Below are 25,428 nucleotides of genomic sequence, written 5' to 3' on the forward strand. Positions count from 1 at the left end.
GCAAACAGTGGTCGTCCTGACCTTAACGACTACTCGGGCAGGTGGAGTTCCAGGTCCTTGCGCGGCATCACGCCTTCGCGGGTGACGGCGTCCAGGAGATCGGCCACCGAACCGCGGCCGGGCAGCTGGGCGTCGGGGTCGACGTCGTGCCAGGGGACGAGGACGAACGCGCGCTCGTGGGCGCGGGGGTGAGGGAGCGTGAGATGCGGGTCGTCGTCGACGACGTCGGCGTACGCGACGATGTCGACGTCGAGGGTGCGGGCTCCCCAGCGCTCGTCCCGTACGCGGTGGAAGGCTTCCTCGACCGCGTGGGCCCGCTCCAGGAGCGAGGACGGGGGGAGGGTGGTCTTCAGGACCACGACCGCGTTGAAGTACGCCGGCTGGCTGCCGGGCTCGACTCCCCAGGGCTCCGTCTCGTACACCGGTGATACGCCCTTGATGCGGACGCCGGGCGTGTCCTCCAGCGCGTCGATCGCGCCCTGGAGGGTCTCCAGCCGGTTGCCGAGGTTGGCGCCGAGGGAGATCACGGCCCGTTTCGGATTGTGGAGGGTCGTGTCTGCGGCGTCCACCTGCGCCACGACGGCGGCGGGTACCGGCTGTACGATCGGGTCGCTGTGACCCTCGGTGAAGGACGCGGTCATACTCGGCTCCGGGTGATGGTGACGGTCACGTCGTCGAAGGGGACCGTGATCGGTGCGTCCGGTTTGTGGACGCAGACCTCGATTTCCTGGACCCCGTCGTGCTTCAGACAGGCCTGGGCGATGCGCTCGGCGAGCGTCTCGATGAGATTGACGGGCTCGCCCTCGACGACGGCCACGACCTCCTCAGCCACGATGCCGTAATGCACTGTCTTCGCCAGGTCGTCGTCGGCGGCGGCGGGGTGGGTGTCCAGGCCGAGGACGAGGTCCACGATGAAGGTCTGGCCCTCCTCGCGCTCCCTGGGGAACACGCCGTGGTGCCCGCGGGCCTTGAGGCCGCGCAGCGCGACACGATCCACGCGAATCACTCCTGCAATCGTCGGTAACGGCCGGTGCGTACCGTGTGCGGACGGCACACCGGCCTCGAACGAATCTACCTGCGGGCACCGACAGAGCCGGGCCACGGGGGTGTGAGTCTGCGCCGGCACCAGGAGGTTCATCGGGTGTTTTCCCTGGGGAACCCGGCGGCTCACGGGTTGGTAGCCGCCCCTACCCAGGGGTCCGTGATTCCAACCACTTCTTGGTCCCAGTGGGTGCCGGCCGGTCGCCCGAGCACGTCCGGCCGGCTGCCCTCACCGGCTGCCGCCGGCGGCCGTCAACAGGGCGCCTACCCACTCAGGACGGCGTGTCGCCGTTCTCGGCCTCGTCGTTTTCGGCCATTACCGGGGAGGCGTGGTGGGACCAGAGCTTCCAGCCGGCGGGGGTGCGGCGGAACACGTTGGTGGCGACCACCAGCTGGCCGACCAGCGGGCCGAGTTCGTCGCCGCCCTTGGGGGCGGGGCCGCCGCTGAGGATGTTCTCGGTGCAGTTCACCAGGGCGGTGTCGCCGGTGACGGAGACGTGCACGTCGGTGAGGAAGAACTGGATGTAGTCGGTGTTCGCCATGATCAGCGCGTACGACCTCAGGACCTCGCCGCGGCCGGTGAGCACGGGCCAGCCGGGGTGCACGCACGAGATCACGCCGACGTCCGCCGGGTCGTGGTACTCCTCGTCGACGCCCAGGTCGGACGGTTCGAGCCAGAGCGAGGACAGTTCCTCGAAGTCGCCGCGCTCCATCGTCTCGTAGAAGGCGGTGTTGGCGGCTTCCACCTGCTCGACGTCGGTGTGCGGGGCGCTCACCGGGCTCCTTCTGCACGCGCTCCGCTCACGGGCGCGGCGCCCGGCGCGATGCCCGCGGCGCGCGCACCTTCCACGGCGCGTGCGACCTGTACGGCGTCCGCCGTCGCGCGCACCTCGTGCACGCGTACCGCCCACGCGCCGGCGTGCGCCGCGAGTGCGGAGACGGCGGCCGTGGCGGCGTCGCGCTCGCGCGCGGGCGGCGGCGCCCCCTCCGGTCCGGCCAGCACGCGCCCGAGGAACCGCTTGCGGGAGGCGGCGACGAGCAGGGGGTGACCGAGGCCGAGCAGGCGGTCGAGATGGGCCAGCAGGACGAGATCGTGCTCGGCGTCCTTGGAGAAGCCGAGGCCCGGGTCGACGACGATGCGGTCGGGGGCGATGCCGCCCGCCAGAACGGCCTCCACGCGTGCGTGCAGTTCGTCGACGACCTCGGCGACGACGTCGTCGAACACGCCCTTGACGTTGCCGCCCTCCAGGAAGCCGCGCCAGTGCATGACGACGAAGGGGGCGCCGGCCTCTGCCACCACCGGGATCATCGTGGGGTCCGCTAGGCCGCCGCTGACGTCGTTGACGAGGCCGGCGCCCGCGGCGAGGGCCTGTGCGGCGACGGACGCGCGCATGGTGTCGACGGAGACGGTGACGCCCTCCGAGGCGAGGCCGCGGACGACGGGGATGACGCGCTTGAGTTCCTCGGCCTCGTCGACGCGGGTGGCGCCGGGACGGGTGGACTCGCCGCCGACGTCGACCAGGTCCGCGCCCTCGGCGACCAGTTCGAGGCCGTGTTTGACGGCGGCCGTCGTGTCGAAGAAGCGGCCGCCGTCGGAGAAGGAGTCGGGTGTGACGTTCACGACCCCCATGACCGCGCAGCGGTCCCATTCCGGAAGGCCCGCGACGCTCCCGCGTCCGTTCTGCTTGCTCATACGTTCAGCGTAGGCCCAGGGCCCGCCCGGTAGCCGCCACGGCGGGAGTGGAGGCTCACCGCCCCGGCGGAGCGGAAGCACATGCCACGGCCCGAGCGGAAGCCCCGGGCCCGAGGGGCGAGGTCTCCGCTCCGGCCTGTCACGGCCGGCCCGGCCGCCGGGTGTCCGGTCGTCCGCTCACGCCGCGCGTACGTCCCGCTCCGCGACGGCGTGGGTGCACGCGCGCGGGACGGCCTTGCTGCGGCGCAGGAAGCGCGGCAGCGGGAGGGCGAGGGTGACGAAGCCCTCCGCCTGCATGGCGGCGAAGCCGATGCGCGGCAGGTCGGCCGACGCGCGGTAGACGACGAAGCGCGGTTCCCAGCGGGGCTGGAACTTCGCGTTGAACTTGTACAGGGACTCGATCTGGAACCAGCGGGAGAGGAACACCAGCAGCCCGCGCCAGGCGCGCAGCACCGGGCCCGCGCCGATCTTCTCGCCACGCGCGAGTGCCGCGCGGAACATGGCGAAGTTGAGCGACACGCGCGTGATGGCGAGTTTCGGCGCCGCCTGGAGGGCGGCGACGATGAGGAGTTCGTTCATACCGGGGTCGGCCGAACGGTCGCGGCGCATCAGGTCCAGGGACACGCCGTCCTCGCCCCACGGGACGAAGTGCAGGATCGCCTTCAGGTCGCCGTACGCGCCCGGCTGGTCGTCCGCCTTGTGGGCGGTGGCGATCAGGCAGTCGCCGTCGGCGCCGTCACCGATGCGGCCGAGGGCCATCGAGAAGCCGCGCTCCGTGTCGGTGCCGCGCCAGTCCTCGGCGGCCTGCCGGATCCGCTCCAGCTCGGCCTCGCCGACGTCACGGACACGTCGTACCCGGGTTTCGTAACCGGCGCGCTCGATGCGCTTGACCATTTGCCGCACGTTGCGCATCGCGCGGCCGGCGAGGGAGAAATCCGCGACGTCCACCACCGCCTCGTCGCCCAGTTCCAGGGCGTCGAGGCCGGTCTCACGGGTCCACACCTCGCCGCCCGTCTCCGAGCAGCCCATGACGGCCGGCGTCCAGGAGTGGGCCCTGGCCTCGTCCATGAAGCGCTCGATGGCACCCGGCCAGGCCTCCACGTCGCCGATGGGGTCACCGCTGGCGAGCATCACTCCGGACACCACCCGGTACGTCACCGCGGCCTTGCCGCTGGGCGAGAAGACGACCGCCTTGTCGCGGCGCAGCGCGAAGTGGCCGAGGGAGTCGCGGCGGCCGTGCTTGTCCAGCAGGGTACGCAGGCGCTCCTCGTCGTCCTCGGTCAGACGCGCGGCCGGGTGTTCGGGCCGGAAGGCGAGGTAGATCGTCGTCACAGCGGTGATCAGGCCGAGGGCGCCCAGCGAGAAGGCGACCGTCCACGAGGTGTCGCCCTGGTAGTCGACCGGGCCCTCGAAGCCGAACAGTCCGTACAGGACGTGGGTAATGCGATCGGCCAGGCTCGGGTCGCCGACCATCCGGTTCGGGTGGACGCTGACGATGATCAGTCCGAGCACGAGGGAACCGGCGCCCATGAGGACGAAGTTGGCGAGCGCGCGCCAGCGGCTGCGCGGATCGGGCAGCGCCGCGAACTGGTCGCGGTGGCGCAGCAGCGGCGCGAGCAGCAGCAGCGAGATGACCACTCCGATGATGGAGTGGCGATAGGTGAACTGCCCCACAGCACCCGCCGGCAGCAGCGCCACCGCGGCGCGCCAGGCCCGCCGCTTGCACCGCCTGAGGCCGTGGGCGAGCAGCAGCAGCAGGATCCCCGCGCTGAGCGAGAGCGCGGCCGCGAACGGGCCGAACGAGCCGGGCAGCACCTCCGCGAGGGTGTGCATACGGCTGTGCCTGAAGCGCGGGAAGACGCCCGCGGCGATGTCCAGAACGCCTACGAGTGCGCAGGCTCTGGCGACGAGGACGGGGACCGCCTCGGGGCGCGGACCACGGAATACGCGCCGCGCGCTGTGTGTCCGGGAGGGAACCCCACCCGACATTTCCTCATCTGTCCTGACAGACATCGCATCCCGTAGTTCCGCGAGAGATCTTGGGTCCGGTCCCGATTCGGGCATCCGGCGACATTGCGCCCTCTAGGACGGTGTCTTGAGGGAAGAGGTTCCAGCCTCTCCTCAAAGCCGGTCCAAAGGGCGAGGAAAGTCCCGGACAAGCCCTTGCGAAGGAGCAGGGGAGCCGGATGGAAACCGCAGGCAGGAAGCAGGGCATGGGTCTTACGAGCAACAAAGTGCTGTGGCTGGCAGTCGCGTTCGCCGTGTTGCTGTTCGCGGGCACGGTGTGGCTGTGGCCGCGTCTGGCGCGGCGGAACTGGCGAGCCGTCAGCGGGCGCGTCGGCCTGCTCCTCGGCACCCAGCTGGCCCTTTTCGCGTCCGTGGGCCTCGCCGCCAACCAGGCCTTCGGGTTCTACGCCAGCTGGGCGGACCTGTTCGGCCAGGAGAAGGACCAGGGCGTGGTTGTGAACCACACGGCACTCGGTGGCTCGGGCGGGCCCCTCGAAGTGGTCGACACGGCTCGCGTGAGTGGAGCCGGCGGTTCCCGGCCGCAGATCGGCGGTCAGGTCCAGAAGGTCGACATCGTCGGCCGTACGACGAAAATCGCCACTCCCGCGTACGTGTACCTGCCCCCGGAGTACTTTCAGCCGCAGTACCGCACGCGTACGTTTCCCGCGGCCGTGGTTCTGACGGGATATCCGGGAACCGCTGAGGCGCTCGTGGACAAACTGCACTACCCGCGCACCGCGCAGGAGCTCGCGAAGAGCGGCCGTATGCAGCCGATGATCCTTGTGATGCTGCGGCCGACGGTGGCGCCGCCCCGGGACACGGAATGCGTGGACATCCCGGGCGGTCCGCAGACGGAGACGTTCTTCGCGAAGGATCTGCCCGACGCCGTACGCGCGCACTACCGGGTGGGCAGGAAACCGGGCAGCTGGGGCATCATCGGCGACTCCACGGGCGGCTACTGCGCCCTGAAGCTCGCCATGCACCACCCCGGGTCGTACGCGGCCGGGGCGGGCCTGTCGCCGTACTACAAGGCGCCGATCGACCCCACCACGGGCGATCTCTTCCGCGGCGACGAGGCGCTGCGCAATCGCGCCGACCTGCGGTGGTGCATCAAGCACCTGCCGGCGCCCGACACTTCACTGCTCGTCACCAGCAGCAGGATCGGGGAATCCAACTACAAGTCCACTCTGAAGTTCATAGAGAGTGTGCAGGCCACCAAGCTGACACGGATCTCGTCGATCATCCTCGAAAGCGGCGGGCACAACTTCAACACCTGGCGGCGGGAGATTCCGCCGACGCTGCAGTGGATCAGCGGTCGGCTGAGCGACCGGTGACCGGGGTTACGGCTGATGATGATCTTGCTGAATTCGGGGAACGCCAATTCCTGATGCGTCGTGAACGTTTCGGGATGGCTGCGTTTTTACGGGGCGGGGCACCAAGGCTCGCCTACTCGCGGTAAGTTTCTGGCCATGCCACGTGGACGTCACCGCCATTCCCCGCCCTTGCACAGGCTGCTGCCACCGTCGGCGATCGCAGGTGTCTCCTTCGTCTGCGCCTTCGGCCCCTGGGTGTTCACACAGCAGCCCGTGCTCCGCGTCATCGCCGCGCTCGCCGCGGCGACGGCGGTCGTGGGCGCGGCCGTCATGCGCCGCTGGGACACCCAGGCCGGCAAACAGGTCGCCGACCTTACGCGCGCGCGTGCGAGCGACGAGTGGCGGCACGAGGAGCGGGTCGCCGAACTGGAGACCGACCTCGAGGAGTCGCGCGAGCTGCGCGCCAAGCTCGAGCAGCGACTGCGGGCCAAGCGCGCCGAGCTGGCGGGGCTGCGCAACGAACACGCGGCGCTGCTGCGGCGGTACGCCACCGCGGAGACCGAGCGCGCGAGTGCCCTGGAGGGCCGCCGGCTGCTCGAGATAGAGGCCGGGGTGCCGGAGGCTCGCGCGCTGCCGCCCGTGCCGGTGGACGAGGCCCTCGCGGAGACGGAACTCGCGGAGGAGACCGAGGCTGTGGCTGCCTCGGTCGACACCGACACCGACACCGACACCGACACCGACACCGTGGACGACTCGGACGCCGCGGACGGCGCGAAGCAGGCCGACGAGACGCCGGAGGATCCCGCGGTCTTCTCTCCGGCGGGTTCCCAGCTGTTCCTGCGGGCCAAGGCGGCACTCAAGCGGTTCGACGAGGACGATGAGGGTTCCCCGGAGGACGGCTCCGCGGCGGACACCCCGGCCATGGACGCCTCCCTGGAGGAAGCTTTCCCCGAGGGCGCTGCTCGGGACGACGCTGCTCCGGACGACGTTGCTCTGGAGAGCGAGTCGCCGGCGGACGAGCTGTCGGGGGACGAGCTGTCGCAGGACGGCTCCCCGAAGAGCCAGAGCGCAGCGAAGGACGACTCCTCGCCCGACGACGACGGTTCTCCGAAGGGCGACGGCCCCACCAAGGGCCACGCCTCCCGAAAGCGCGAGCCGGTGCAGGCGAAGGCCGGTTCCGCCGCGACCGAGGCGGCCACGGCGACCGGAACGGCGCCCAGCGCCACCGGTGCCGCCGCCGGCGCAGGCACGGAGGCCGCGACGCAGGAGGACGAGGCGCAGGGGCAGCCCGAGGCGGTCGACGGGCATGAGCACGCGGCCGCCGCCACTTCGGCCGGGTACGCCCCTGCGGGCAGGCCCGTACGCCGGCCCGCCGGTCACTTCGTCGAGCCGACCGCGGTGGCGGTCGTGCCCGCCGCGCCCGTGCGGCGCCCGGCGGTCGAGGGCGGGTTCGACTTCTTCGGTACGAAGGCGGAGCAGACCGGGGACGCCCTGGAGGCGGTGCAGAACGAGGACCTCGCCGATGTGGTCGGCCAGGAGGCGCTCGCCCTGCACAAGGCCGAGGCCGAGTCGGAGTTCAGGCCGGCCGACGAGAAAGCGCGTGCGGTGGGCCAGGTGATCGACCTGACGGCCCATGACGAGACCGAGCAGATCGACCTGCAGGGACTGCGCAGCGCGGCTTCCTGACGTCTACGGCGCCATCCAGCGGTCGGGGCGCGCGTCTCTGCGTCCCGTCCGTGACCTCTCGGCCTGCGCCCGCAGCAACTCCGCCGCCTCCTGGGCGCCCCGCAGCCGGGCTGTCACGGTCTTGCCGGCCCCCGTGTCCACATGCACGTCGGCAAGCCGCCACAGTCGCCGCCAGGGTCCCTGAGTGAGCCGTACGCTCTGCACCTTCGCGTGCGGGACGAGCGCCAGGCTCCGTCGCAGCAGTCCGTGCCGGGCGGCGAACACCGTGCCGGAGACGGCGAGGCCGTACCCCCGCCACCACACCGGTACGCAGCGTCCGGCCCGGCGAGGGGGCCGTGACAGCTCCTCGGCCGACGGCACGGTCACACCGGGCAGCACGCGCGCGACGACCGATTCGGCGACCGCCCGCGGAGCGACCGGCACCAGCACGGAGTTGGACGATCCGGCCACATCCAGTTCCACCCGCACCCATCCGCGACGCCGCCACAGCAGCGGTTCCACGATCCGCACGGTCTGCACCCGGCCGGGCGGCACCGTCTCGTGCGTACGGTCGAGCAGCCCGTGGTCGATGCGCAGCCCGTCCGGGGACTCGCCCACCGTCCAGTCGTACTCGCCGACGAACCGCCCCACGCTGCTCGCGCCCGCCGCGCCCAGCAGCGGCAGGGCCGTCGCGAGGACGGTCCACACGCTGTGGGTGGCCAGCCACAGGAGGGGCGGTACGACGAGGGCGGCGACCAGGGAGCCCCAGGTGGCGCCCGTCAGCACGACGGAGATCGCGAGGTCGAACGGGGGAGTGCGCAGCAGTTCGCGCGCGGGTGCCTCGCCGACCTCGTGCGCCGTCTCGGGTGCGAAACCGGCCGCCCGCGCGAGGAGCTCCGCGCGCAGGGCACGCGCCTCGCGCTCTCCCAGGAAGGCGAGTTCGTCCTTCTTGTCGGCGCCTATGACATCGAGTTTCAGCTTGGCGACGCCCGCCACGCGCGCGAGGAGCGGCTGGGTGACGTCGACCGCCTGGATGCGTTCCAGCCGGATGTGGGCGGTGCGCCGGAACAACAGGCCGGTACGGATGCGCAGTTCGCCGTCGGTCACCGCGAAGTGCGTGAACCACCAGGTGAGGAAACCGTAGAGAGCGGCGGCCGGGACGAGGACGGCGAGCGCGATCAGCAGGGTGGTGGTCGTCAGTCGTGTCAGCTGGTGCTGTGCCTGGTCCGGGTCATGCACCGCCCACCCGATGACGACGGCCACCGGCGCCCACGCCCGCCTCAGGGGCGTCACGGGGTGCAGCCGCCGTTCGGTGACGGGTTCCTTCGCGCGTACGGCGTCGTCGACGCCCGGCGCGGTCACAGGCCCGCCGATCGGGCCTCGCCGAGTTCGCTGAGCCGGTCGCGCAGCCGTTCCGCCTCGGCCGGGTCGAGGCCCGGGATGGTCGCGTCGGTCGCGGCGGCAGCCGTGTGCAGCTGCACGCTGGCCAGCCCGAAGTGCCGCTCGACGGGCCCCGAGGTCACCTCGACGAGCTGCATCCGCCCGTACGGCACGACGGTTTCCTCGCGCCACAGCACGCCCCGGCTGATCAGGAGGTCGTCGGCGCGCTCGGCGTACCGCCACGAGCGCCAGTTGCGGCCGAGCAGCACCCAGCCCCAGGCGATCAGCGCGAGCGGCAGCAGCGCGAAGGCGGCCCAGACGGGTCCCGCGATCAGCCCGAGCAGCAGCCCCAGGGCGAGGGCCAGCAGCCCCAGCCACACCACCAGCAGCAGCCGGCGCATCCGCAGCAGTCCGGGCGGCAGCCCGATCCACTCGGGCTGCGCCGATTCGTCCCCCGTCGTCCCCGTGTTCAGCGGGCTCCCCGTCTCCATGACGCCAGAGTACGTAGGAGAGACTGTGTCCATGACTCCCACGACGGAGACCATGGTCGGTATCGGCGGCGCCGCGGAGAGCACCGACATGGTGCTCAACATCGGACCGCAGCATCCGTCCACACACGGCGTACTGCGGCTGCGACTGGTGCTGGACGGCGAGCGCATCATGCACGCGGAGCCGGTGATCGGGTACATGCACCGCGGCGCCGAGAAGCTCTTCGAGGCGCGCGACTACCGCCAGATCATCATGCTCGCCAACCGCCACGACTGGCTGTCGGCCTTCTCGAACGAGCTGGGCGTGGTCCTCGCCGTGGAGCGCATGCTCGGCATGGAGGTCCCCACGCGCGCGGTGTGGACGCGCACGCTGCTGGCGGAGCTCAACCGGGTGCTCAACCACCTGATGTTCCTGGGCTCGTACCCGCTGGAACTCGGCGGCATCACGCCGGTCTTCTACGCGTTCCGGGAGCGTGAGGTCCTCCAGAACGTGATGGAGGAGGTCTCCGGCGGCCGTATGCACTACATGTTCAACCGTGTCGGCGGCCTGAAGGAGGACCTGCCGGCGGGCTGGGCCGCGCGTGCGCGTGGCGCCGTCGCCGCCGTACGCTCGCGCATGGACGTCTACGACGACCTGGTGCTCGGCAACGAGATCTTCCGGGGGCGCACCCGGGGCGTCGGCGCGCTCGCGCCGGAGGCCGTGCACGCGTACGGCGTGAGCGGCCCGATCGCGCGCGCCTCGGGCGTCGACTTCGACCTGCGGCGCGACGAGCCGTACCTCGCGTACGGCGAGCTGCAGGACACCCTGAAGGTCGTCACCCGGCAGGAGGGCGACTGTCTCGCCCGCTTCGAGGTGCTCCTGGCGCAGACCCACGTCGCCCTCGACCTCGCCGACGCCTGTCTCGACCGGCTCGCCGCGCTGCCGCCCGGGCCGATCAACCAGCGCCTCCCCAAGGTCCTGAAGGCGCCCGAGGGCCACACGTACGCGTGGACCGAGAACCCGCTCGGCATCAACGGCTACTACCTCGTCAGCAAGGGCGAGAAGACCCCGTACCGGCTGAAGCTGCGCTCGGCCTCGTACAACAACATCCAGGCGCTCGTGGAACTGCTGCCGGGGACGCTGGTCGCGGACATGGTGGCGATCCTGGGATCGCTGTTCTTCGTGGTCGGAGACATCGACAAGTAGCCGTCAGGCCCGCTCGCCGAGTCCCGGGCGTTGTGGATGACCGAATGGACGGTCCAGCGGGTCCGGAATTCCAACCGGCTGGAGAAGCCAGCCGAAGTCGCCCAGCCCTTCCGTCGCGATGAGTTCGGCCGCCTCGCCGGCGCTCGCGAGGGCGCGTACGTAGGCCAAGGGGTCGGTGGAGGCGAGCGTGAGTGGGGGGCGTGCGCCGGAGAGGCCCAGGGCGCGCAGCGCGTCACCTTGGGAGAGCAGGCGCGCGCCGGGGAGCGCGCATGCGTCCAGCGCCACGTGCGCCGTGATGTCGCACGAGCCGTCCGGCACGGGCTCCGTCCCGCGCCCCGCGCGGAAACCGGTGAGCGTTCCGAACGGGGGGCGCGCGTCCAGGGTGTGCGCGTAGTCGACGGCGACCGCGAGCCCCCGGTCGAGCGAGGAGACCGCGGCCGCCCAGGCCTCGTCCCTGGGGAGACCGATCTCGGCCCGCAGCCCCTTCTCCGGCGGCAGCGGCCACCACCGGGCGAGCCACTCCGCTTCCGCCTCCGTAACCGTGTCCGTATCCGTGCCGCCGACGCGATCCCCGAGCCGCTCGGTCCCGTCGTCTCGTACGAGCACCCGCCGCGGCGCACCCTCGGAATCCACTTCGACGACGTCCACCGGGACGTTGTCCAGCCACTCGTTGGCGAACAGCAGTCCTGTGACTCCCCGCGGCGGTTCGGAGAGCCACTCGATCCGGTCGTCGAGGCCCTGAGGGCGGTCGGCGATCTCGACGGCGTACGCACGCGTGCGTGCCGCCACCTCCGCGGGCAGCGCGGCCAGCACGCCGGCGGCCAGCTCGCCCCGCCCCGCGGCCATGTCGACGAAGGCGAGCGAGGCGGGACGGTCCAGGGCCGTGTCGACCCGGCACAGCAGCCGGGCCACCGCCTCGGCGAAGAGGGGCGACGCATGCACGGACGTACGGAAGTGCCCGGCCGGGCCCTCGGGCCTGCGATAGAAGCCGCCCGGCCCGTACAGGGCGGCCTCGGCCGCCCTCCGCCAGCCCTGCCACCGGCCCGATGTCTCTCCCGTCACAGGCCCAGGCTAGGCGCTCAGGAGAACGGGGCCTCCACCTTGGGGAGTAGGCGCACCGGGTGCGGATCGGTCCTCCGGTTGACCCATGCACGCATCGCGCATCCCTACGCTGGGTTACGTGCAGCGCCTCTATGACTTCCTCCGCAGGCACCCGACAGGGTTCGACAGCTTCTGGGCCGTCTTCCTGTTCGGGATCTCGGTGGTGGGCGGGGTCGTCCGCAGGGACGCGCGGGGCACGGACTCCCCGGCAGTGATCGTTCCGATCGTGCTCCTGCTCTGCCTCGTGATCGCGCTGCGCCGCCGCATGCCGGAGAAGATGCTGCTGCTGACGATCGGGCTCGGCCTGGCGCAGGTGGCACTGAACGTCGAGACGACGGCCGCGGACTTCGCCATGCTGGTGATCGTCTACACGGTGGCCGCGACGGGAGCCCGCTGGGCCTCGTGGCTCGCGCTCGCCGTGGGCCTGTGCGCGGCACCCATGGCTCAACTGCGCTGGCCGAACGAGCACTCCAGCGGCCTGGGCAACCTTGCGGCCATGGTCTTCATGACCGTGCCCTTCGCGCTCGCCTGGGTGCTCGGCGACTCCATCCGCACCCGGCGCGCCTACTTCGCGCAGCTGGAGGAGCGGGCCGCCCGGCTGGAGAAGGAGCGCGAGGCGCAGGCCAAGGTCGCGGTCGCCGCCGAACGCGCCCGCATCGCGCGCGAGTTGCACGACGTGGTCGCGCACAACGTGTCGGTGATGGTGGTGCAGGCGGACGGCGCCGCCTACGTCCTGGACGCCGCCCCCGACCAGGCGAAGAAGGCCCTGGAGACCATCTCCTCCACCGGCCGCCAGGCCCTCGCCGAGATGCGCCGCCTGCTGGGCGTGCTGCGCACCGGCGAGCACAAGGAGGTCGGCGAGTACGTCCCGCAGCCCGACGTCGAGCAGATCGACGACCTGGTCGAGCAGTGCCGCACCTCCGGTCTGCCCGTCGACTTCAAGGTCGAGGGCACCCCGCGCCCGCTGCCCAGCGGCGTCGAGCTCACCGCGTACCGCATCGTGCAGGAGGCGCTCACCAACACCCGCAAGCACGGCGGGCCCAACACGGGCGCGAGCGTGCGCCTGGTCTACTTCGACGACGGTCTCGGCCTGCTCGTCGAGGACGACGGCAAGGGCGCCCCGCACGAGCTGTACGAGGAGGGCGGCGCCGACGGGCAGGGCCACGGACTGATCGGCATGCGCGAACGGGTCGGTATGGTCGGCGGCACCCTGGACGCCGGCCCGCGCCCCGGCGGTGGATTCCGCATCAGCGCGCTGCTGCCGCTGAAACCCGCACACTGACGTGGTGTACGTCCCGTGCTGACACCTGTAACGACCTGCCCCGCACAGTCGGAAGAGAACGGAAGAGGCCCCGATGGCGATCCGCGTGATGCTCGTCGACGACCAGGTGCTGCTGCGCACCGGGTTCCGGATGGTGCTCGCCGCCCAGCCGGACATGGAGGTCGTCGCGGAGGCGGGGGACGGCGTCGAGGCCCTTCAGGTGCTGCGCTCGACGGCCGTCGACGTCGTCCTGATGGACGTGCGCATGCCGAAGCTCGACGGCGTGGAGACCACCCGGCGCATCTGCTCGGAGCCCGAGCCGCCGAAGGTGCTGATCCTGACCACGTTCGACCTCGACGAGTACGCCTTCTCGGGACTGAAGGCGGGCGCCTCCGGCTTCATGCTCAAGGACGTGCCGCCGGGCGAGCTTCTCGCCGCCATCCGTGCCGTACACAGCGGGGACGCGGTGGTGGCGCCCTCGACCACACGCCGGCTCCTCGACCGGTTCGCGCCGATGCTGCCGAGCGCCGTCCAGGAGCCCCGGCACAAGGAGCTGGAGCGGCTCACCGAGCGCGAGCGCGAGGTCATGATCCTGGTCGCGCAGGGCCTGTCGAACGGCGAGATCGCGGCCCGGCTCGTGCTGTCCGAGGCGACGGTGAAGACCCACGTCGGCCGCATCCTCACCAAGGTGGGACTGCGCGACCGGGTGCAGGTGGTGGTCCTGGCGTACGAGACCGGGCTGGTGCGCGCGGGCGGGCACGGCTGATCCGCCGGGACGTCGTCCCGCGTAACCGCCGCCCACTAGGGTCTGCGCATGCTCCTGTGGATCAACGGCCCCTTCGGTGGTGGCAAGACACAGACCGCGCACGAGATCCAGCGGCGCCTGCCCGGCAGCGTCGTCTGCGATCCCGAGCACGCCGGCTTCGGACTGCGCCGGATGCTGCCGCCCGAACTGCGCGCCGACTTCCAGGACCTGGCCTCCTGGCGGCGGGGCGTCGTCGAGGTGCTCGACCTCGCCCTCACCCGGCATGACGGAGTCGTGATCGCGCCCATGACGGTCACGGACTCGGGCTACTTCGGGGAAACCGTGGGCAGGCTGCACGAACTAGGCCACGACGTCCGCCACTTCACACTCCTCGCGCAGCGCGACACCGTCCTCAAGCGGCTGCGCGAACGCGGCTTCGGGCACCTCCTCCAGTACGTCAGCGGGAAGAACTCCGGCCTGGGCAGGGAGACCTGGGCCGTGCAGCAGCTCGACCACTGCCTGGAACGGCTGCAGGAGCCGGAGTTCGCCGAGCACCTGTGGACGGACCACACGACCGTGCCGAAGACGGCGGACCGCATCGCCGTGCTCGCGGGGCTGCGGCTGCGGCCGAACAACGAAGGCGCACTGCGGACACGGCTGAGGCAGATGCGGGTCGGGATCAGGCACATCCGCTTCGACTGACGGGCGTTTCGAGGGCGGTCTCCAGCGGACCTGCTCCAGCGGACCTGCTCTGGCGGAGGATCCCGTCCAGGAAGTCGCTGCCCAGCCGGGCCACCACCGTGACGTCCAGCTGGTGCGGGACGCACCGTCCGCGGCGGCGGGTGGTGACCAGGAGACCCACAGGTCGTGCGGGAGTGGCGCGACCACCGGGGCTTCCGCGCGGTCGTCGCCGGGCGTTCGGCCCGCGGACGGATACGGCAGGCCCCGGGCCGGTGGCTGCGTCTGCGACGGCGCCTACTGGCTGGCCGCCCCTGCCGGGCCGCCTGTCCCCGCCTTGCCGGCCTCCTCGGTGAGGCGGGACACGAATTCCGCGACCGCCGACTTCACGTCGTCGGGCGTCCACTCCAGGGCCGCGGCGCGGATGTTCACCTCGGTGAGGGCAACTCCCGGGCCTTTCTCCTCCCAGGCGTCGGCGAACAGGAGCGTCTTCGTCTCCTCGCCCTGCCGGATCGCGGCCTCCGAGAGGACGTCGACGTCGTACGGGAGCCAGACCTGGAACTCGTTGGTGTGCGGCACCTCGGGGTGGACGCGCGTCCACGGGAGCCCCGCCGCCGCGAACCCCTCGCGCAGCGCGCCGGCCACCACGCGCGCGTGGGCGACGTACTCGGGCAGCCGGGGCAGCTCCCGCTCCAGGCCGGCGAGGGCCGACAGAACCGTCGGGAACTGCTGGAAGAGCCGGCCCCCGTACCGGTGCTGCCAGACCTTCGCCTCTTCGATCAGCGTCTTCGGGCCGGCGAGCACGGCGCCGCCGTAGCCGCCCAGGGACTTGTAGAACGACACGTACACGCTGTCCGCCAGGCCCGCGATCTCGGCCAGAGGGCGGCCGAAGTGGACGGTGGACTCCCACAGGCGCGCGCCGTCGAAGTGCACCACCGCGTCGCGCTCGTGCGCCGCGTCCACGACTTCGGTGAGTTCCTCCCAGGAGGGCAGCACGAAACCGGCGTCCCTGAGCGGCAGTTCGAGCATCAGCGTCCCGAAGGGCTCCTCGAAGTCACGCACCTCGTCCGCGGTGGGGAGCCGCGGCTCGCTCGTCACGCGGACCGGGCGCAGGCCGCTGACCTGGCTGAGCGCGTTCCGCTCGTGCACCTCGGGGTGGGCCAGTGCGTGCAGGGCGACCGTGGGGCTGCCGGTGCGGCCCGCCCAGCAGCGCAGCGCCACCTGCTGGGCCATCGTGCCCGTCGGGAAGAACGCGGCGGCCTCCATGCCGAGCAGCCCGGCGGTCTTCGTCTCCAAGGCCTCGACCACGCCGTCGCCGTAGATGTCCGACAGCTCGTCGAGGTCGTACACGTCGTCCAGCCCGTCGAGGAGCTCCAGGCGCTCCCGGAGCGTGTTCAGGAAGCCGGGGCGGCCGAACACGCGCTCCGCGCTCCGGTGCGCGCTGATACGCCTCTCCCGGCGCCGCTTGAGCCGCTCTTCCTCGGACATCTGCTCGACCTGCTCCGGCGCATCACTCATGGCCCGGATCATGCCTGGCGGCGGTCCGTGCGGGCACGCGGTTTTCCACAGGGTTTCCCCTCCGCCGCCGACGTGTGGAAACCCACAGCCTGTGGACAACCGGACGCTCGTGGAACCGATCGCGTTAACATGACGAGAAATCGTCCGGTACCCGGAGCGGACTGGAACGGGAAGGCCGCCGTCGCGTGAGTACAAGCCAACAGCCAGACCCCAGGGACCGTCCCGCGCGGCTCACCGTCGGTGTGGTCGGCGCCGGCCGGGTCGGCCCCGCACTCGCCGCGTCCCTGCAACTCGCCGGGCACCGCCCGGTGGCCGTCTCCGGAGTCTCCGACGCCTCCCGGAAGCGTGCCGCGGAGATGCTCCCCGATGTGCCGCTCGTGGCGCCCGCCGAGGTCCTGCAGCGCGCCGAACTGGTCCTGCTGACCGTCCCGGACGACACACTGCCCGGCCTGGTCGAAGGCCTTGCGGAGACCGGGGCCGTCCGACCTGGACAGCTGCTCGTGCACACCTCCGGGCGCTACGGCGCGAAGGTCCTGGACCCCGCACTGCGCGCGGGCGCGCTCCCGCTGGCCCTGCACCCCGCGATGACCTTCACGGGCACGCCCGTGGACGTCCAGCGCCTGGCGGGCTGCTCGTTCGGCGTCACCGCCCGCGAGGAGCTGCGGCTGGCCGCCGAGGCCCTGGTCATCGAGATGGGCGGCGAACCGGAGTGGATCGCCGAGGAGATGCGCCCGCTGTACCACGCGGCGCTCGCGCTGGGCGCGAACCACCTGGTGACACTGGTCGCCCAGTCCATGGAGCTGCTGCGCGAGGCCGGCGTCGCGGCCCCCGACCGGATGCTCGGCCCGCTGCTCGGCGCCGCCCTCGACAACGCCCTGCGCTCCGGCGACGCGGCCCTGACCGGCCCTGTCGCGCGCGGGGACGCCGGCACGGTCGCCGCACACGTCGCCGAGCTGCGCAGGCACGCCCCGCAGACCGTCGCCGGTTACCTGGCGATGGCGCGGGCCACCGCCGACCGGGCGCTCGCCCACGGGCTGCTCAAGCCGGAGCTGGCCGAGGACCTCCTCGGGGTGCTCGCCGAGGGGACCGGCGGGACCGACGGGACCGAGGGAGACGCCCGATGACCACCACCCTGCTGCGCACCGCCGACGAACTGCACGCACGCACGCGTACCGGCCGCCGCGCCGTGGTGATGACCATGGGCGCCCTGCACGAGGGCCACGCCACCCTCGTCCGCACCGCGCGCGAGATCGCCGGGAGTGACGGCGAGGTCGTCGTCACCGTCTTCGTGAACCCTCTCCAGTTCGGCGCGGGCGAGGACCTCGACCGCTACCCGCGCACCCTGGACGCCGACGTCAAGCTGGCCGGACTGTCCGGCGCGGACGTCGTGTTCGCCCCTTCCGTGGACGAGGTCTACCCGGGCGGCGAGCCCCAGGTCCGCATCAGCGCGGGCCCCATGGGGGAGCGGCTGGAGGGCTCCTCGCGCCCCGGCCACTTCGACGGCATGCTCACCGTCGTCGCCAAGCTGCTGCACCTCACCCGCGCCGACGTCGCCCTGTACGGCCAGAAGGACGCGCAGCAGCTCGCCCTGATCCGCCGCATGGTGCGGGACCTGAACTTCGGCATCGAGATCGTCGGCGTACCCACCGTGCGCGAGGACGACGGCCTCGCCCTTTCCAGCCGCAACCGCTACCTCTCGCCGGAGCAGCGGCGCACCGCGCTCAGCCTGTCCCGCGCTCTGTTCGCGGGCAGCGACCGGCATGCCGCCCAGGAGGCGCTGCGTGCGCGAGCCCGCGAAGTGCCCGCCACGCACGCGCGTGCCGAGGCGCTCAGCGCCATAGGCGAGTCCCGCGCGGCCGCCGACGCGCACGCCGTCGCCAAGGCGCTCCCGGGCGCCCCGTCGGCCGTCCGCGCGGCCGCCCGGCTGGTCCTCGACGACGCCGCGCGGCTTTCTCCGCCGCTCGAACTGGACTACCTGGCCCTCGTCGACCCGTCCGACTTCACCGAGATCGAGGACGACTTCGATGGCGAGGCCGTCCTCGCCATCGCCGCCCGGGTCGGGACGACCCGGCTGATCGACAACATCCCACTCGTTTTCGGAACCTTCGGAGCCGCCTCGTGACCAGCACAGGCATACGACTGCACGCGCCCGCGCCCGGGTGGTCCATCGCCGCGGACGTCGTGGTCGTCGGCTCGGGCGTCGCCGGACTCACCGCGGCCCTGCGCTGCGAGGCAGCCGGTCTGCGCACCGTCGTCGTCACCAAGGCCCGCCTCGACGACGGCTCCACCCGCTGGGCGCAGGGCGGCATCGCCGCGGCCCTCGGCGAGGGCGACACCCCGCAACAGCACCAGGACGACACCCTGGTGGCCGGTGTGGGCCTGTGCGACGAGGAGGCCGTACGGATCCTCGTCACGGAGGGCCCGGACGCCGTGCGGCGGCTCATCGCCACCGGCGCGCACTTCGACGAGTCCGAAGAGGGCGACCTGCAGCTCACCCGTGAGGGCGGCCACCACCGCCGGCGCATCGCGCACGCCGGCGGCGACGCGACCGGCGCGGAGATCTCCCGGGCACTGGTCGAGGCGGCACACGCGCGTGGTGTGCGCACGATCGAGAACGCCCTCGTGCTGGACCTCCTGACGGACGCCGACGGCCGCACGGCGGGCGTGAGCCTGCACGTCATGGGCGAGGGCCAGCACGACGGAGTCGGCGCCGTGCACGCCCCCGCGGTGGTCCTCGCGACGGGCGGCATGGGCCAGGTGTACTCGGCGACCACCAACCCGTCGGTGTCCACCGGCGACGGAGTGGCGCTCGCCCTGCGCGCGGGCGCGGAGGTCTCCGACCTCGAGTTCGTGCAGTTCCACCCGACCGTGCTGTTCCTCGGTCCGGACGCGGAGGGCCAGCAGCCCCTGGTCTCCGAGGCCGTACGCGGTGAGGGCGCCCACCTGGTCGACGCCGACGGCGTGCGCTTCATGGTCGGGCAGCACGAGCTGGCCGAGCTGGCTCCCCGGGACATCGTCACCAAGGGCATCATGCGCCGCATGCAGGAGCGGGACGCCGAGCACATGTTCCTCGACGCCCGGCACTTCGGCGCCGAGATGTGGGAGCACCGCTTCCCGACGATCCTCGCCGCGTGCCGCGCCCACGGCATCGACCCGGTCACCGAGCCCATCCCGATCGCCCCGGCCGCCCACTACGCCTCCGGCGGCGTCCGCGCCGACTCCCGGGGCCGTACGACCGTCCCGGGCCTGTACGCCTGCGGAGAGGTCGCCTGCACCGGCGTACACGGCGCGAACCGGCTCGCCTCCAACTCCCTCCTGGAGGGCCTCGTCTACGCCGAGCGCATCGCCGCCGACATCGCGGCGACGTACGCGGGCAACGGCCTCCACGCGCGCGTGCCCGAGCCGGTCGAGCTCCCCGAGGTGCCCGCGCATCCGCTGCTCGCCCCCGAGGACCGGTTCGCGATCCAGCGCATCATGGCCGACGGCGCGGGCGTACTGCGCTCCGCCGACTCCCTCGCCAAGGCCGCCGGACAGCTCCAGCAGCTGCACGCCGAAGCCCGCGACGCCCTGACCGAGAACGGCAAGACGTCCGAGCCCGGCGTCGACACCTGGGAGGCCACCAACCTCCTGTGCGTGGCCCGTGTCCTGGTCGCCGCCGCCCGGATGCGCGAGGAGACGCGCGGCTGCCACTGGCGCGAGGACCGTGCCCACCGCGACGACGCGGCATGGCGCCGCCACATCGTCGTACGGCTGAATCCGGACCGCACGCTCGCCGTACACACCACCGATACCGCAGACTTCCCCCCGACCCGGCAGCCCCAGCCTGCGCACCGTCCCCAGGAGCAGTGACAGAAGTGACCACCCCCGACCTCCCCCTCGCGCCGAACGGCGGCTGCGGCGACGGCTGCGCCTGTGGCGCCGACACCGACGCGGAATATCTGGAGTGCGGGCTCGACCCCGCGCTCGCGCAGCTCCTGGCCGACGCCGGACTCGACCCCGTGGAGGTCGAGGACATCGCCAACGTCGCCATCCAGGAGGACCTCGACCACGGCGTGGACGTGACGACCGTCGCGACCATCCCCGAAGAGGCCGTCGCCACCGCCGACTTCACCGCGCGCGAGGCGGGCGTCGTGGCGGGCCTCAGGGTCGCCGAAGCGGTGATCTCGGTGGTCTGCACGGACGAGTTCGAGGTCGAGCGGCACGTGGAGGACGGCGACCGGGTGGAGGCCGGGCAGAAGCTCCTGTCGGTCACCACGCGCACGCGTGACCTGCTCACCGCCGAGCGCAGCGCGCTCAACCTCCTGTGCCGGCTGTCCGGCATCGCGACCGCCACGCGCGCGTGGGCGGACGCCCTGGAAAGCACCAAGACGAAGGTCCGCGACACCCGCAAGACGACTCCGGGGCTCAGGTCGCTGGAGAAGTTCGCCGTACGGTGCGGCGGCGGCGTCAACCACCGGATGTCGCTCTCGGACGCGGCACTCGTCAAGGACAACCACGTCGTCGCAGCGGGCGGCGTCGCGCAGGCCTTCAAGGCCGTACGGGAGGCCTTCCCGGAGGTGCCGATCGAGGTCGAGGTCGACACCCTGCACCAGCTGCGCGAGGTCGTCGACGCGGGCGCCGACCTGATCCTGCTGGACAACTTCACGCCCGGCGAGTGCGAGGAGGCGGTGGCCCTGGTGCACGGCCGCGCCGCCCTGGAGGCGTCGGGCCGGCTCACCCTGGCCAACGCGGAGACGTACGCCGACACCGGCGTGGACTACCTCGCCGTAGGCGCCCTGACCCACTCCTCGCCGATCCTCGACATCGGTCTCGACCTGCGAGCGGCGGAGTAGGTACCGGCCATGCTGCTGACGATCGACGTAGGGAACACGCACACCGTCCTGGGCCTGTTCGACGGGGACGACATCGTCGAGCACTGGCGCATCTCCACGGACGCGCGCCGCACGGCGGACGAGCTGGCGGTGCTGCTGCAGGGCCTGATGGGCATGCACCCGCTGCTCGGCGACGAGCTGGGTGACGGCATCGACGGGATCGCGATCTGCGCGACCGTGCCGTCCGTGCTGCACGAGCTGCGTGAGGTGACGCGCCGGTACTACGGCGACGTGCCCGCGGTGCTGGTGGAGCCGGGCGTGAAGACGGGCGTGCCGATCCTCACCGACAACCCCAAGGAGGTCGGCGCCGACCGCATCATCAACGCGGTGGCGGCGGTCGAGCTGTACGGGGGGCCGGCGATCGTCGTGGACTTCGGTACGGCGACGACGTTCGACGCGGTCTCCGCGCGCGGGGAGTACGTCGGCGGGGTCATCGCGCCGGGCATCGAGATCTCCGTCGAGGCGCTGGGCGTGCGGGGTGCGCAGCTGCGGAAGATCGAGGTCGCGCGGCCGAGGAGTGTGATCGGGAAGAACACCGTCGAGGCGATGCAGTCCGGCATCATCTACGGGTTCGCCGGGCAGGTCGACGGGGTCGTGGGCCGCATGGCGCGGGAACTGGCCGCCGATCCGGACGAGGTGACGGTGATCGCGACCGGCGGACTGGCGCCGATGGTCCTCGGGGAGTCGTCGGTGATCGACGAGCACGAGCCCTGGCTGACCCTGGTCGGGCTGCGGCTCGTGTACGAGCGGAATGTGTCGCGCATGTGAGAGCGGCCCCGTGGCGCAACCGGGTGGCTCGGTCGCGCCACACCCGCCCCCCTTGTTGAAATATGTCGAATTTGTCCGATTAGCGCGTATCGTCGCCGCATGCCCACGCCATACGGATCCCGCGGCGGCATGGCGTTCGGCGCGGAGGAGCTGCGTGTGCTCCGCCGCGCTCTCGCCCTCGCCCTCCAGCCCGGCCCCACTCCCGCCGGGGACGTCCAGGACTGCCTCCGCCTGGCCGAGTCCCTCGACGAGGCGATGCGTGAGAGTGCCCGGCTGCGCGCCTTCCTGGTGGCCGACCTCGCGCGCTACCGCGACGCTCTGCCCGGCACCACCGCCGGCTATCTCGTACTCCTGGAGGAGGCGCTGGCGGCCGGATACCGCCCGGAACCCGACGACCTCGCCGCCCTCCGCACCCTGCGCGGCAACCCGGCCGCCTCCGTCCTCCTCGGCCGCTGCCGGATGCTCGCGGAGCAGGACCTGCGTGCCCGTCTCGCGCGCGGGACGACCCGCACGGCCGTCCCGACCGTCCCCGCCGCCCGCAGCGGCCTCACGGCCCTTCCCGGCGGCCTGGGCGGCATCGTGGCGGACTCCCCCCGGGGCGCCGAGCGGGATCCCGCCAGGAAGCCGGAGAAGCAGCCCGCCCAGAAGCCTGCCGCCCCCAAGCCGGCCCCCGCCCCTGCCGCCCCGAAACCCGGCCGCCCCATCCCGACCCCGGGCGAGGTCTTCCCCCGCCGCAAACCGGCCCCGCCGTCCGGCTCCAACCCGCCCCGTCACCTCGCCGCGGGCTGAGACGCCCGAACCGCCCGGAACCTCACCAGCCCCGCCCCGTCCGCCCGTGCGGCCCGTGGCTACCCTGGACACATGGACTACGTCTCCGCGCTTGTGCCCCCGATCGTCATGGCCGTGTTCTTCATCGGCGTGATCCGGGTGATCGTGAAGACCCAGGGCGGGGCCAGCAAGGCCAAGGAGGACGCGGCCGTCGACGCCGTCCTCGCGCGCACCGAGGGGGCCCGGGCGGGCTCCCCGAAGGCCGACGGCTGACCCCTCCCTCGGCGCCCCACCGGCGTACGGCTCCCGCGCGCGCTCGCGCTTTCCGGGCCTTACGCCCTTTTTGTTCCTGTTTGTTGGTAAATGCGCACGTCCGGCATGCCAATGGGGAGTTCTCCCACTATTGTGCTGAGCTGTGCCTCGCCCATTGGGAGAACTCGAAGACGCGGTCATGACGCGGGTGTGGAAGTGGAACCGCCCGGTGACCGTTCGAGAAGTCCTGGAAGACCTTCAGCAGGAACGGTCCATCGCGTACACCACGGTGATGACCGTTTTGGACAATCTCCATCAGAAGGGCTGGGTGCGCCGAGAGGCCGAAGGCCGGGCCTATCGATATGAGGCCGTCTCCACCAGGGCCGCCTACGCGGCTGCTCTGATGAACGAAGCCTGGTCGCAGAGCGACAACCCCGCCGCCGCTCTCGTCGCCTTCTTCGGGATGATGAGCGAGGAACAGCGACAGGCCCTCAGCGACGCCGTACGCATGGTCCAAGGCCCGGAAACACCCGAAGCGGCCCCGGATACCGGCGGCGAAACCGCCCGTGAGAACCCCGGGTCGGCGCAGGAGCGCGACGGGCGATAGCGTCCGCACATGTCAGCAGAGAGTCCCGAAGGCCCCGAAGGCCCCGAAGCCAGCGCTAAAGCCATCACTGTCCGGAGGGCCCGCACCAGCGATGTCCCGGCCGTGCGCCGTCTCCTTGACACGTACGTCCGCGGCAGCATCCTGCTCGACAAAGCAACGGTGACGCTTTACGAGGACATCCAGGAGTTCTGGATCGCCGAACGGGACGACAACGCCGAGGTGGTCGGCTGCGGTGCGCTGCACGTGATGTGGGAAGACCTCGCGGAAGTGCGTACTCTCGCCGTGAAGCCCGGCATGAAGGGCGCCGGGGTCGGACACCAGTTGCTGCAGAAGTTGCTGCACACCGCGCGCTGGCTGGGCGTTCGGCGCGTTTTCTGTCTGACCTTCGAAGTGGACTTCTTCGCCAAGCACGGCTTCGTCGAGATCGGAGAGACACCCGTCGACACCGATGTCTACGCGGAGCTACTGCGTTCCTATGACGAGGGCGTAGCGGAGTTCCTGGGTCTCGAACGGGTGAAACCGAACACCTTGGGCAACAGCCGGATGCTTCTGCATCTGTGATCGCCGATCACCGCGGTGTATTCCGCCGGGCCGTGCCCAGGTTCCCTATGTCCGAAACGCGTATGTTTCCGGACGGGATGGGCCGCCCGTCTCCCGCTTGGTTCGCAGCGATCGCACGGCCGCTCTCTCGGCCCGCCTCTCAGTCCGCCTTCGGCCGGTCTCTCAGCCGGTCTCTCCGAGGGGTTTGTGTTTTTCCCCCAAAAGCGGTTTGCTTTCCGACGTACTGCAGTACTGCATATAACAGGGGACGGCGAAACGGCGGACGCCGCAGGCCCCCGGCCCTCAAGTTATCGATGAAAGGAAATCCGGTGGCACAGAAGGTTCAGGTCCTTCTTGTCGATGACCTCGACGGCGGCGAGGCGGACGAGACCGTCACGTTCGCGTTGGACGGCAAGACTTACGAGATCGATCTCACGACCGCCAATGCGGACAAGCTCCGTGGCCTTCTCGACGCCTACGTGAAGGGTGGTCGTCGTACCGGCGGCCGTGCTTCGGGCGGACGCGGAAAGGCGCGCGCCGCTTCCGGTGGCAGCCAGGACACCGCGCAGATCCGCGCGTGGGCGAAGGAGAACGGTTACGAGGTCAACGACCGCGGCCGTGTTCCCGCGTCCATCCGCGAGGCCTACGAGAAGGCCAACGCCTGATCGATGGCCTACGGCAGGGCCAAGGGCTCGGCGCACACGCGCCGCAGCCGCAACCGGTGGCAATGTGTCGCCACCGTGTCCACGAGTCGTACGAGATCGGGGGCGCCACCACCGCCCCCCACGGCCGACAGTGCCGGCAGCGAGGCCTCGACCTCGCGCCCCGGCTCGGGGGGCCGCAGCCACACGGCGGCCCCCTGCAGGGTGCCCGGACGCCCCACCCGGGGCGGCAACGGCGCCTCCATGACGCCGCCCAGGCCGGTCGCGGTCAGATCGAGCGTGAGCGCGCCCCATTCCAGCCAGTCCAGCAGCCCCGGCAACTCGTTGGCGCTCCCCGCGGCCACCAGCAGCCGCATCCGGCCGCCCTGCACGGCCACCGGCGATGCCGGCGCGAGATGGCGCAGGCCCGCGATGCCCGCCTCGGCCGGCATCTCCAGGACGTCGAAGCGGTCGCCCACGCGAAGCCGTACCGGAGCTCCAGGATGTTCCGCCCGCGCGGGCACGGTCGCCCAGCCCAGTTCGTTCTCGTACCAACGCCGGGTGCGATCGACCGGAACCACCGGATCGAGCGGCCGACGGGGGAGCGGGACCGCAGGGAGGCTGCCAACCATGCCAAGCGCAACTGTCGCAAGGGCCTCCGAGTTACGCTGGGTGTTCTAGTGGATGCGCAGAGTGCCGGAAATAAGGGCGCGCGGGGGTATGGGGTGGCGCAAGGTTGTTCGCCCGTAGCGGAGGGAACGGGTGCGCGCGGCATGGAGTGTCAGTCCCAGCGGGTAAGACATCCCTAGTGGGAGGGGGCGACACGCAGGACAGGGCGTCTCACGTTCGCCATCGGCGTACTGATGGTGAGGGTAACCACCTGGCCTGCGGGAACATCGTCTCGC

Annotated in this window: 26 protein-coding genes; 16 read left to right on the forward strand and 10 right to left on the reverse strand. The window is 71.6% G+C overall.

Annotation, left to right across the window (positions count from 1 at the left end; all coding sequences use genetic code 11):
* Positions 1 to 29: 29 nt before the first annotated feature.
* The 5 genes from folK to OOK07_RS24400 all read right to left on the reverse strand — a co-directional run bounded on the left by folK (position 30) and on the right by OOK07_RS24400 (position 4,723).
* Complete coding sequence (gene folK / locus OOK07_RS24380; RefSeq protein ID WP_266798475.1) at positions 30 to 641, reverse strand: 2-amino-4-hydroxy-6-hydroxymethyldihydropteridine diphosphokinase; 612 nt, start codon at positions 639 to 641, stop codon at positions 30 to 32.
* Positions 638 to 997, reverse strand: a complete 360-nt coding sequence (gene folB / locus OOK07_RS24385; protein WP_266682889.1) for a dihydroneopterin aldolase — start codon at positions 995 to 997, stop codon at positions 638 to 640. Before folB ends, folK begins: the two co-directional genes overlap by 4 nt.
* Before the next feature lie 316 nt (positions 998 to 1,313).
* Positions 1,314 to 1,817 (reverse strand): nuclear transport factor 2 family protein, encoded by a 504-nt coding sequence (locus tag OOK07_RS24390; RefSeq protein ID WP_266798478.1) that lies wholly within the window; start codon positions 1,815 to 1,817, stop codon positions 1,314 to 1,316.
* Entirely contained in the window at positions 1,814 to 2,734 is a 921-nt protein-coding gene (gene folP, locus OOK07_RS24395) for a dihydropteroate synthase (protein WP_266682891.1), read from the reverse strand. Before folP ends, OOK07_RS24390 begins: the two co-directional genes overlap by 4 nt.
* Positions 2,735 to 2,911: 177 nt before the next feature.
* Positions 2,912 to 4,723, reverse strand: coding sequence for a phosphatidylglycerol lysyltransferase domain-containing protein (locus tag OOK07_RS24400; RefSeq protein ID WP_266798480.1), 1,812 nt, complete (start codon positions 4,721 to 4,723; stop codon positions 2,912 to 2,914).
* A 224-nt stretch (positions 4,724 to 4,947) separates the two neighbouring features.
* On the opposite strand from OOK07_RS24400, the gene OOK07_RS24405 reads away from it, so the two are divergent.
* On the forward strand, positions 4,948 to 6,075 hold the full coding sequence (locus OOK07_RS24405; RefSeq protein ID WP_266798482.1) for an alpha/beta hydrolase: 1,128 nt from the start codon (positions 4,948 to 4,950) through the stop codon (positions 6,073 to 6,075).
* Between the two features lie 135 nt (positions 6,076 to 6,210).
* Positions 6,211 to 7,740 (forward strand): hypothetical protein, encoded by a 1,530-nt coding sequence (locus tag OOK07_RS24410; RefSeq protein WP_266798484.1) that lies wholly within the window; start codon positions 6,211 to 6,213, stop codon positions 7,738 to 7,740.
* Positions 7,741 to 7,743: 3 nt separating this feature from the next.
* Here the strand turns inward: OOK07_RS24410 and OOK07_RS24415 are convergent, their stop codons facing one another.
* Both OOK07_RS24415 and OOK07_RS24420 read right to left on the reverse strand, forming a co-directional pair.
* Positions 7,744 to 9,081: a PH domain-containing protein gene (locus OOK07_RS24415; RefSeq protein ID WP_266798486.1), complete on the reverse strand. Its 1,338-nt coding sequence runs from the start codon at positions 9,079 to 9,081 to the stop codon at positions 7,744 to 7,746.
* Positions 9,078 to 9,590 (reverse strand): PH domain-containing protein, encoded by a 513-nt coding sequence (locus OOK07_RS24420; RefSeq protein WP_266798488.1) that lies wholly within the window; start codon positions 9,588 to 9,590, stop codon positions 9,078 to 9,080. The genes OOK07_RS24415 and OOK07_RS24420 overlap by 4 nt, the downstream gene beginning before the upstream one ends.
* Before the next feature lie 31 nt (positions 9,591 to 9,621).
* On the opposite strand from OOK07_RS24420, the gene OOK07_RS24425 reads away from it, so the two are divergent.
* On the forward strand, positions 9,622 to 10,773 hold the full coding sequence (locus OOK07_RS24425; protein WP_266798490.1) for an NADH-quinone oxidoreductase subunit D: 1,152 nt from the start codon (positions 9,622 to 9,624) through the stop codon (positions 10,771 to 10,773).
* 3 nt (positions 10,774 to 10,776) lie between these two features.
* Here the strand turns inward: OOK07_RS24425 and OOK07_RS24430 are convergent, their stop codons facing one another.
* Complete coding sequence (locus OOK07_RS24430) at positions 10,777 to 11,835, reverse strand: SAM-dependent methyltransferase (protein WP_266798492.1); 1,059 nt, start codon at positions 11,833 to 11,835, stop codon at positions 10,777 to 10,779.
* Positions 11,836 to 11,953: 118 nt separating this feature from the next.
* Between OOK07_RS24430 and OOK07_RS24435 the strand changes: the two genes are divergently transcribed.
* From OOK07_RS24435 to OOK07_RS24445, 3 genes are all read left to right on the forward strand, one after another.
* Positions 11,954 to 13,156 (forward strand): sensor histidine kinase, encoded by a 1,203-nt coding sequence (locus tag OOK07_RS24435; protein ID WP_266798494.1) that lies wholly within the window; start codon positions 11,954 to 11,956, stop codon positions 13,154 to 13,156.
* Between the two features lie 73 nt (positions 13,157 to 13,229).
* The gene (locus tag OOK07_RS24440; protein WP_266798496.1) at positions 13,230 to 13,901 is read left to right on the forward strand and encodes a response regulator; all 672 of its coding nucleotides are present in this window, start codon (positions 13,230 to 13,232) and stop codon (positions 13,899 to 13,901) included.
* 48 nt (positions 13,902 to 13,949) lie between these two features.
* Positions 13,950 to 14,582: an AAA family ATPase gene (locus OOK07_RS24445; RefSeq protein ID WP_266798498.1), complete on the forward strand. Its 633-nt coding sequence runs from the start codon at positions 13,950 to 13,952 to the stop codon at positions 14,580 to 14,582.
* Positions 14,583 to 14,855: 273 nt separating this feature from the next.
* Here OOK07_RS24445 and OOK07_RS24450 read toward each other — a convergent pair whose 3' ends face one another.
* Positions 14,856 to 16,076 (reverse strand): threonine aldolase family protein, encoded by a 1,221-nt coding sequence (locus tag OOK07_RS24450; protein ID WP_266798500.1) that lies wholly within the window; start codon positions 16,074 to 16,076, stop codon positions 14,856 to 14,858.
* A 185-nt stretch (positions 16,077 to 16,261) separates the two neighbouring features.
* Between OOK07_RS24450 and OOK07_RS24455 the strand changes: the two genes are divergently transcribed.
* The 10 genes from OOK07_RS24455 to OOK07_RS24500 all read left to right on the forward strand — a co-directional run bounded on the left by OOK07_RS24455 (position 16,262) and on the right by OOK07_RS24500 (position 24,547).
* Positions 16,262 to 17,200 (forward strand): Rossmann-like and DUF2520 domain-containing protein, encoded by a 939-nt coding sequence (locus tag OOK07_RS24455; protein ID WP_266682895.1) that lies wholly within the window; start codon positions 16,262 to 16,264, stop codon positions 17,198 to 17,200.
* Positions 17,197 to 18,198, forward strand: a complete 1,002-nt coding sequence (panC, locus tag OOK07_RS24460; protein WP_266798502.1) for a pantoate--beta-alanine ligase — start codon at positions 17,197 to 17,199, stop codon at positions 18,196 to 18,198. Before OOK07_RS24455 ends, panC begins: the two co-directional genes overlap by 4 nt.
* Positions 18,195 to 19,925 (forward strand): L-aspartate oxidase, encoded by a 1,731-nt coding sequence (locus OOK07_RS24465; RefSeq protein WP_266798504.1) that lies wholly within the window; start codon positions 18,195 to 18,197, stop codon positions 19,923 to 19,925. The genes panC and OOK07_RS24465 overlap by 4 nt, the downstream gene beginning before the upstream one ends.
* A gap of 5 nt (positions 19,926 to 19,930) precedes the next feature.
* Positions 19,931 to 20,908 (forward strand): carboxylating nicotinate-nucleotide diphosphorylase, encoded by a 978-nt coding sequence (gene nadC / locus OOK07_RS24470; RefSeq protein WP_266798506.1) that lies wholly within the window; start codon positions 19,931 to 19,933, stop codon positions 20,906 to 20,908.
* A gap of 9 nt (positions 20,909 to 20,917) precedes the next feature.
* Entirely contained in the window at positions 20,918 to 21,715 is a 798-nt protein-coding gene (locus tag OOK07_RS24475; protein WP_266519009.1) for a type III pantothenate kinase, read from the forward strand.
* 129 nt (positions 21,716 to 21,844) lie between these two features.
* On the forward strand, positions 21,845 to 22,504 hold the full coding sequence (locus OOK07_RS24480) for a hypothetical protein (protein WP_266802017.1): 660 nt from the start codon (positions 21,845 to 21,847) through the stop codon (positions 22,502 to 22,504).
* Between the two features lie 72 nt (positions 22,505 to 22,576).
* Positions 22,577 to 22,756 (forward strand): hypothetical protein, encoded by a 180-nt coding sequence (locus tag OOK07_RS24485; protein ID WP_266798508.1) that lies wholly within the window; start codon positions 22,577 to 22,579, stop codon positions 22,754 to 22,756.
* A 142-nt stretch (positions 22,757 to 22,898) separates the two neighbouring features.
* The gene (locus OOK07_RS24490) at positions 22,899 to 23,342 is read left to right on the forward strand and encodes a BlaI/MecI/CopY family transcriptional regulator (RefSeq protein WP_266682900.1); all 444 of its coding nucleotides are present in this window, start codon (positions 22,899 to 22,901) and stop codon (positions 23,340 to 23,342) included.
* A gap of 9 nt (positions 23,343 to 23,351) precedes the next feature.
* Positions 23,352 to 23,903, forward strand: coding sequence for an amino-acid N-acetyltransferase (locus OOK07_RS24495; protein WP_266798510.1), 552 nt, complete (start codon positions 23,352 to 23,354; stop codon positions 23,901 to 23,903).
* A 308-nt stretch (positions 23,904 to 24,211) separates the two neighbouring features.
* On the forward strand, positions 24,212 to 24,547 hold the full coding sequence (locus tag OOK07_RS24500; protein ID WP_266682901.1) for a histone-like nucleoid-structuring protein Lsr2: 336 nt from the start codon (positions 24,212 to 24,214) through the stop codon (positions 24,545 to 24,547).
* A gap of 8 nt (positions 24,548 to 24,555) precedes the next feature.
* On the opposite strand, the gene OOK07_RS24505 is transcribed toward OOK07_RS24500, so the two are convergent.
* On the reverse strand, positions 24,556 to 25,155 hold the full coding sequence (locus OOK07_RS24505) for an SCO3374 family protein (protein WP_266798512.1): 600 nt from the start codon (positions 25,153 to 25,155) through the stop codon (positions 24,556 to 24,558).
* Positions 25,156 to 25,428: the final 273 nt, after the last annotated feature.

Origin of the sequence: Streptomyces sp. NBC_00078 (assembly GCF_026343335.1) — a bacterium.
GTDB lineage: Bacteria > Actinomycetota > Actinomycetes > Streptomycetales > Streptomycetaceae > Streptomyces.

Coding starts and splice junctions, on each gene's coding strand:
- folK (WP_266798475.1), bottom strand. CDS start 641: ATGACCGCGTCCTTCACCGAGGGTCACAGCGACCCGATCGTACAGCCG.
- folP (WP_266682891.1), bottom strand. CDS start 2,734: ATGAGCAAGCAGAACGGACGCGGGAGCGTCGCGGGCCTTCCGGAATGG.
- OOK07_RS24400 (WP_266798480.1), bottom strand. CDS start 4,723: ATGTCGGGTGGGGTTCCCTCCCGGACACACAGCGCGCGGCGCGTATTC.
- OOK07_RS24405 (WP_266798482.1), top strand. CDS start 4,948: ATGGGTCTTACGAGCAACAAAGTGCTGTGGCTGGCAGTCGCGTTCGCC.
- OOK07_RS24410 (WP_266798484.1), top strand. CDS start 6,211: ATGCCACGTGGACGTCACCGCCATTCCCCGCCCTTGCACAGGCTGCTG.
- OOK07_RS24420 (WP_266798488.1), bottom strand. CDS start 9,590: ATGGAGACGGGGAGCCCGCTGAACACGGGGACGACGGGGGACGAATCG.
- OOK07_RS24425 (WP_266798490.1), top strand. CDS start 9,622: ATGACTCCCACGACGGAGACCATGGTCGGTATCGGCGGCGCCGCGGAG.
- OOK07_RS24440 (WP_266798496.1), top strand. CDS start 13,230: ATGGCGATCCGCGTGATGCTCGTCGACGACCAGGTGCTGCTGCGCACC.
- OOK07_RS24445 (WP_266798498.1), top strand. CDS start 13,950: ATGCTCCTGTGGATCAACGGCCCCTTCGGTGGTGGCAAGACACAGACC.
- OOK07_RS24450 (WP_266798500.1), bottom strand. CDS start 16,076: ATGAGTGATGCGCCGGAGCAGGTCGAGCAGATGTCCGAGGAAGAGCGG.
- panC (WP_266798502.1), top strand. CDS start 17,197: ATGACCACCACCCTGCTGCGCACCGCCGACGAACTGCACGCACGCACG.
- OOK07_RS24475 (WP_266519009.1), top strand. CDS start 20,918: ATGCTGCTGACGATCGACGTAGGGAACACGCACACCGTCCTGGGCCTG.
- OOK07_RS24480 (WP_266802017.1), top strand. CDS start 21,845: ATGGCGTTCGGCGCGGAGGAGCTGCGTGTGCTCCGCCGCGCTCTCGCC.
- OOK07_RS24485 (WP_266798508.1), top strand. CDS start 22,577: ATGGACTACGTCTCCGCGCTTGTGCCCCCGATCGTCATGGCCGTGTTC.
- OOK07_RS24495 (WP_266798510.1), top strand. CDS start 23,352: ATGTCAGCAGAGAGTCCCGAAGGCCCCGAAGGCCCCGAAGCCAGCGCT.
- OOK07_RS24505 (WP_266798512.1), bottom strand. CDS start 25,155: ATGGTTGGCAGCCTCCCTGCGGTCCCGCTCCCCCGTCGGCCGCTCGAT.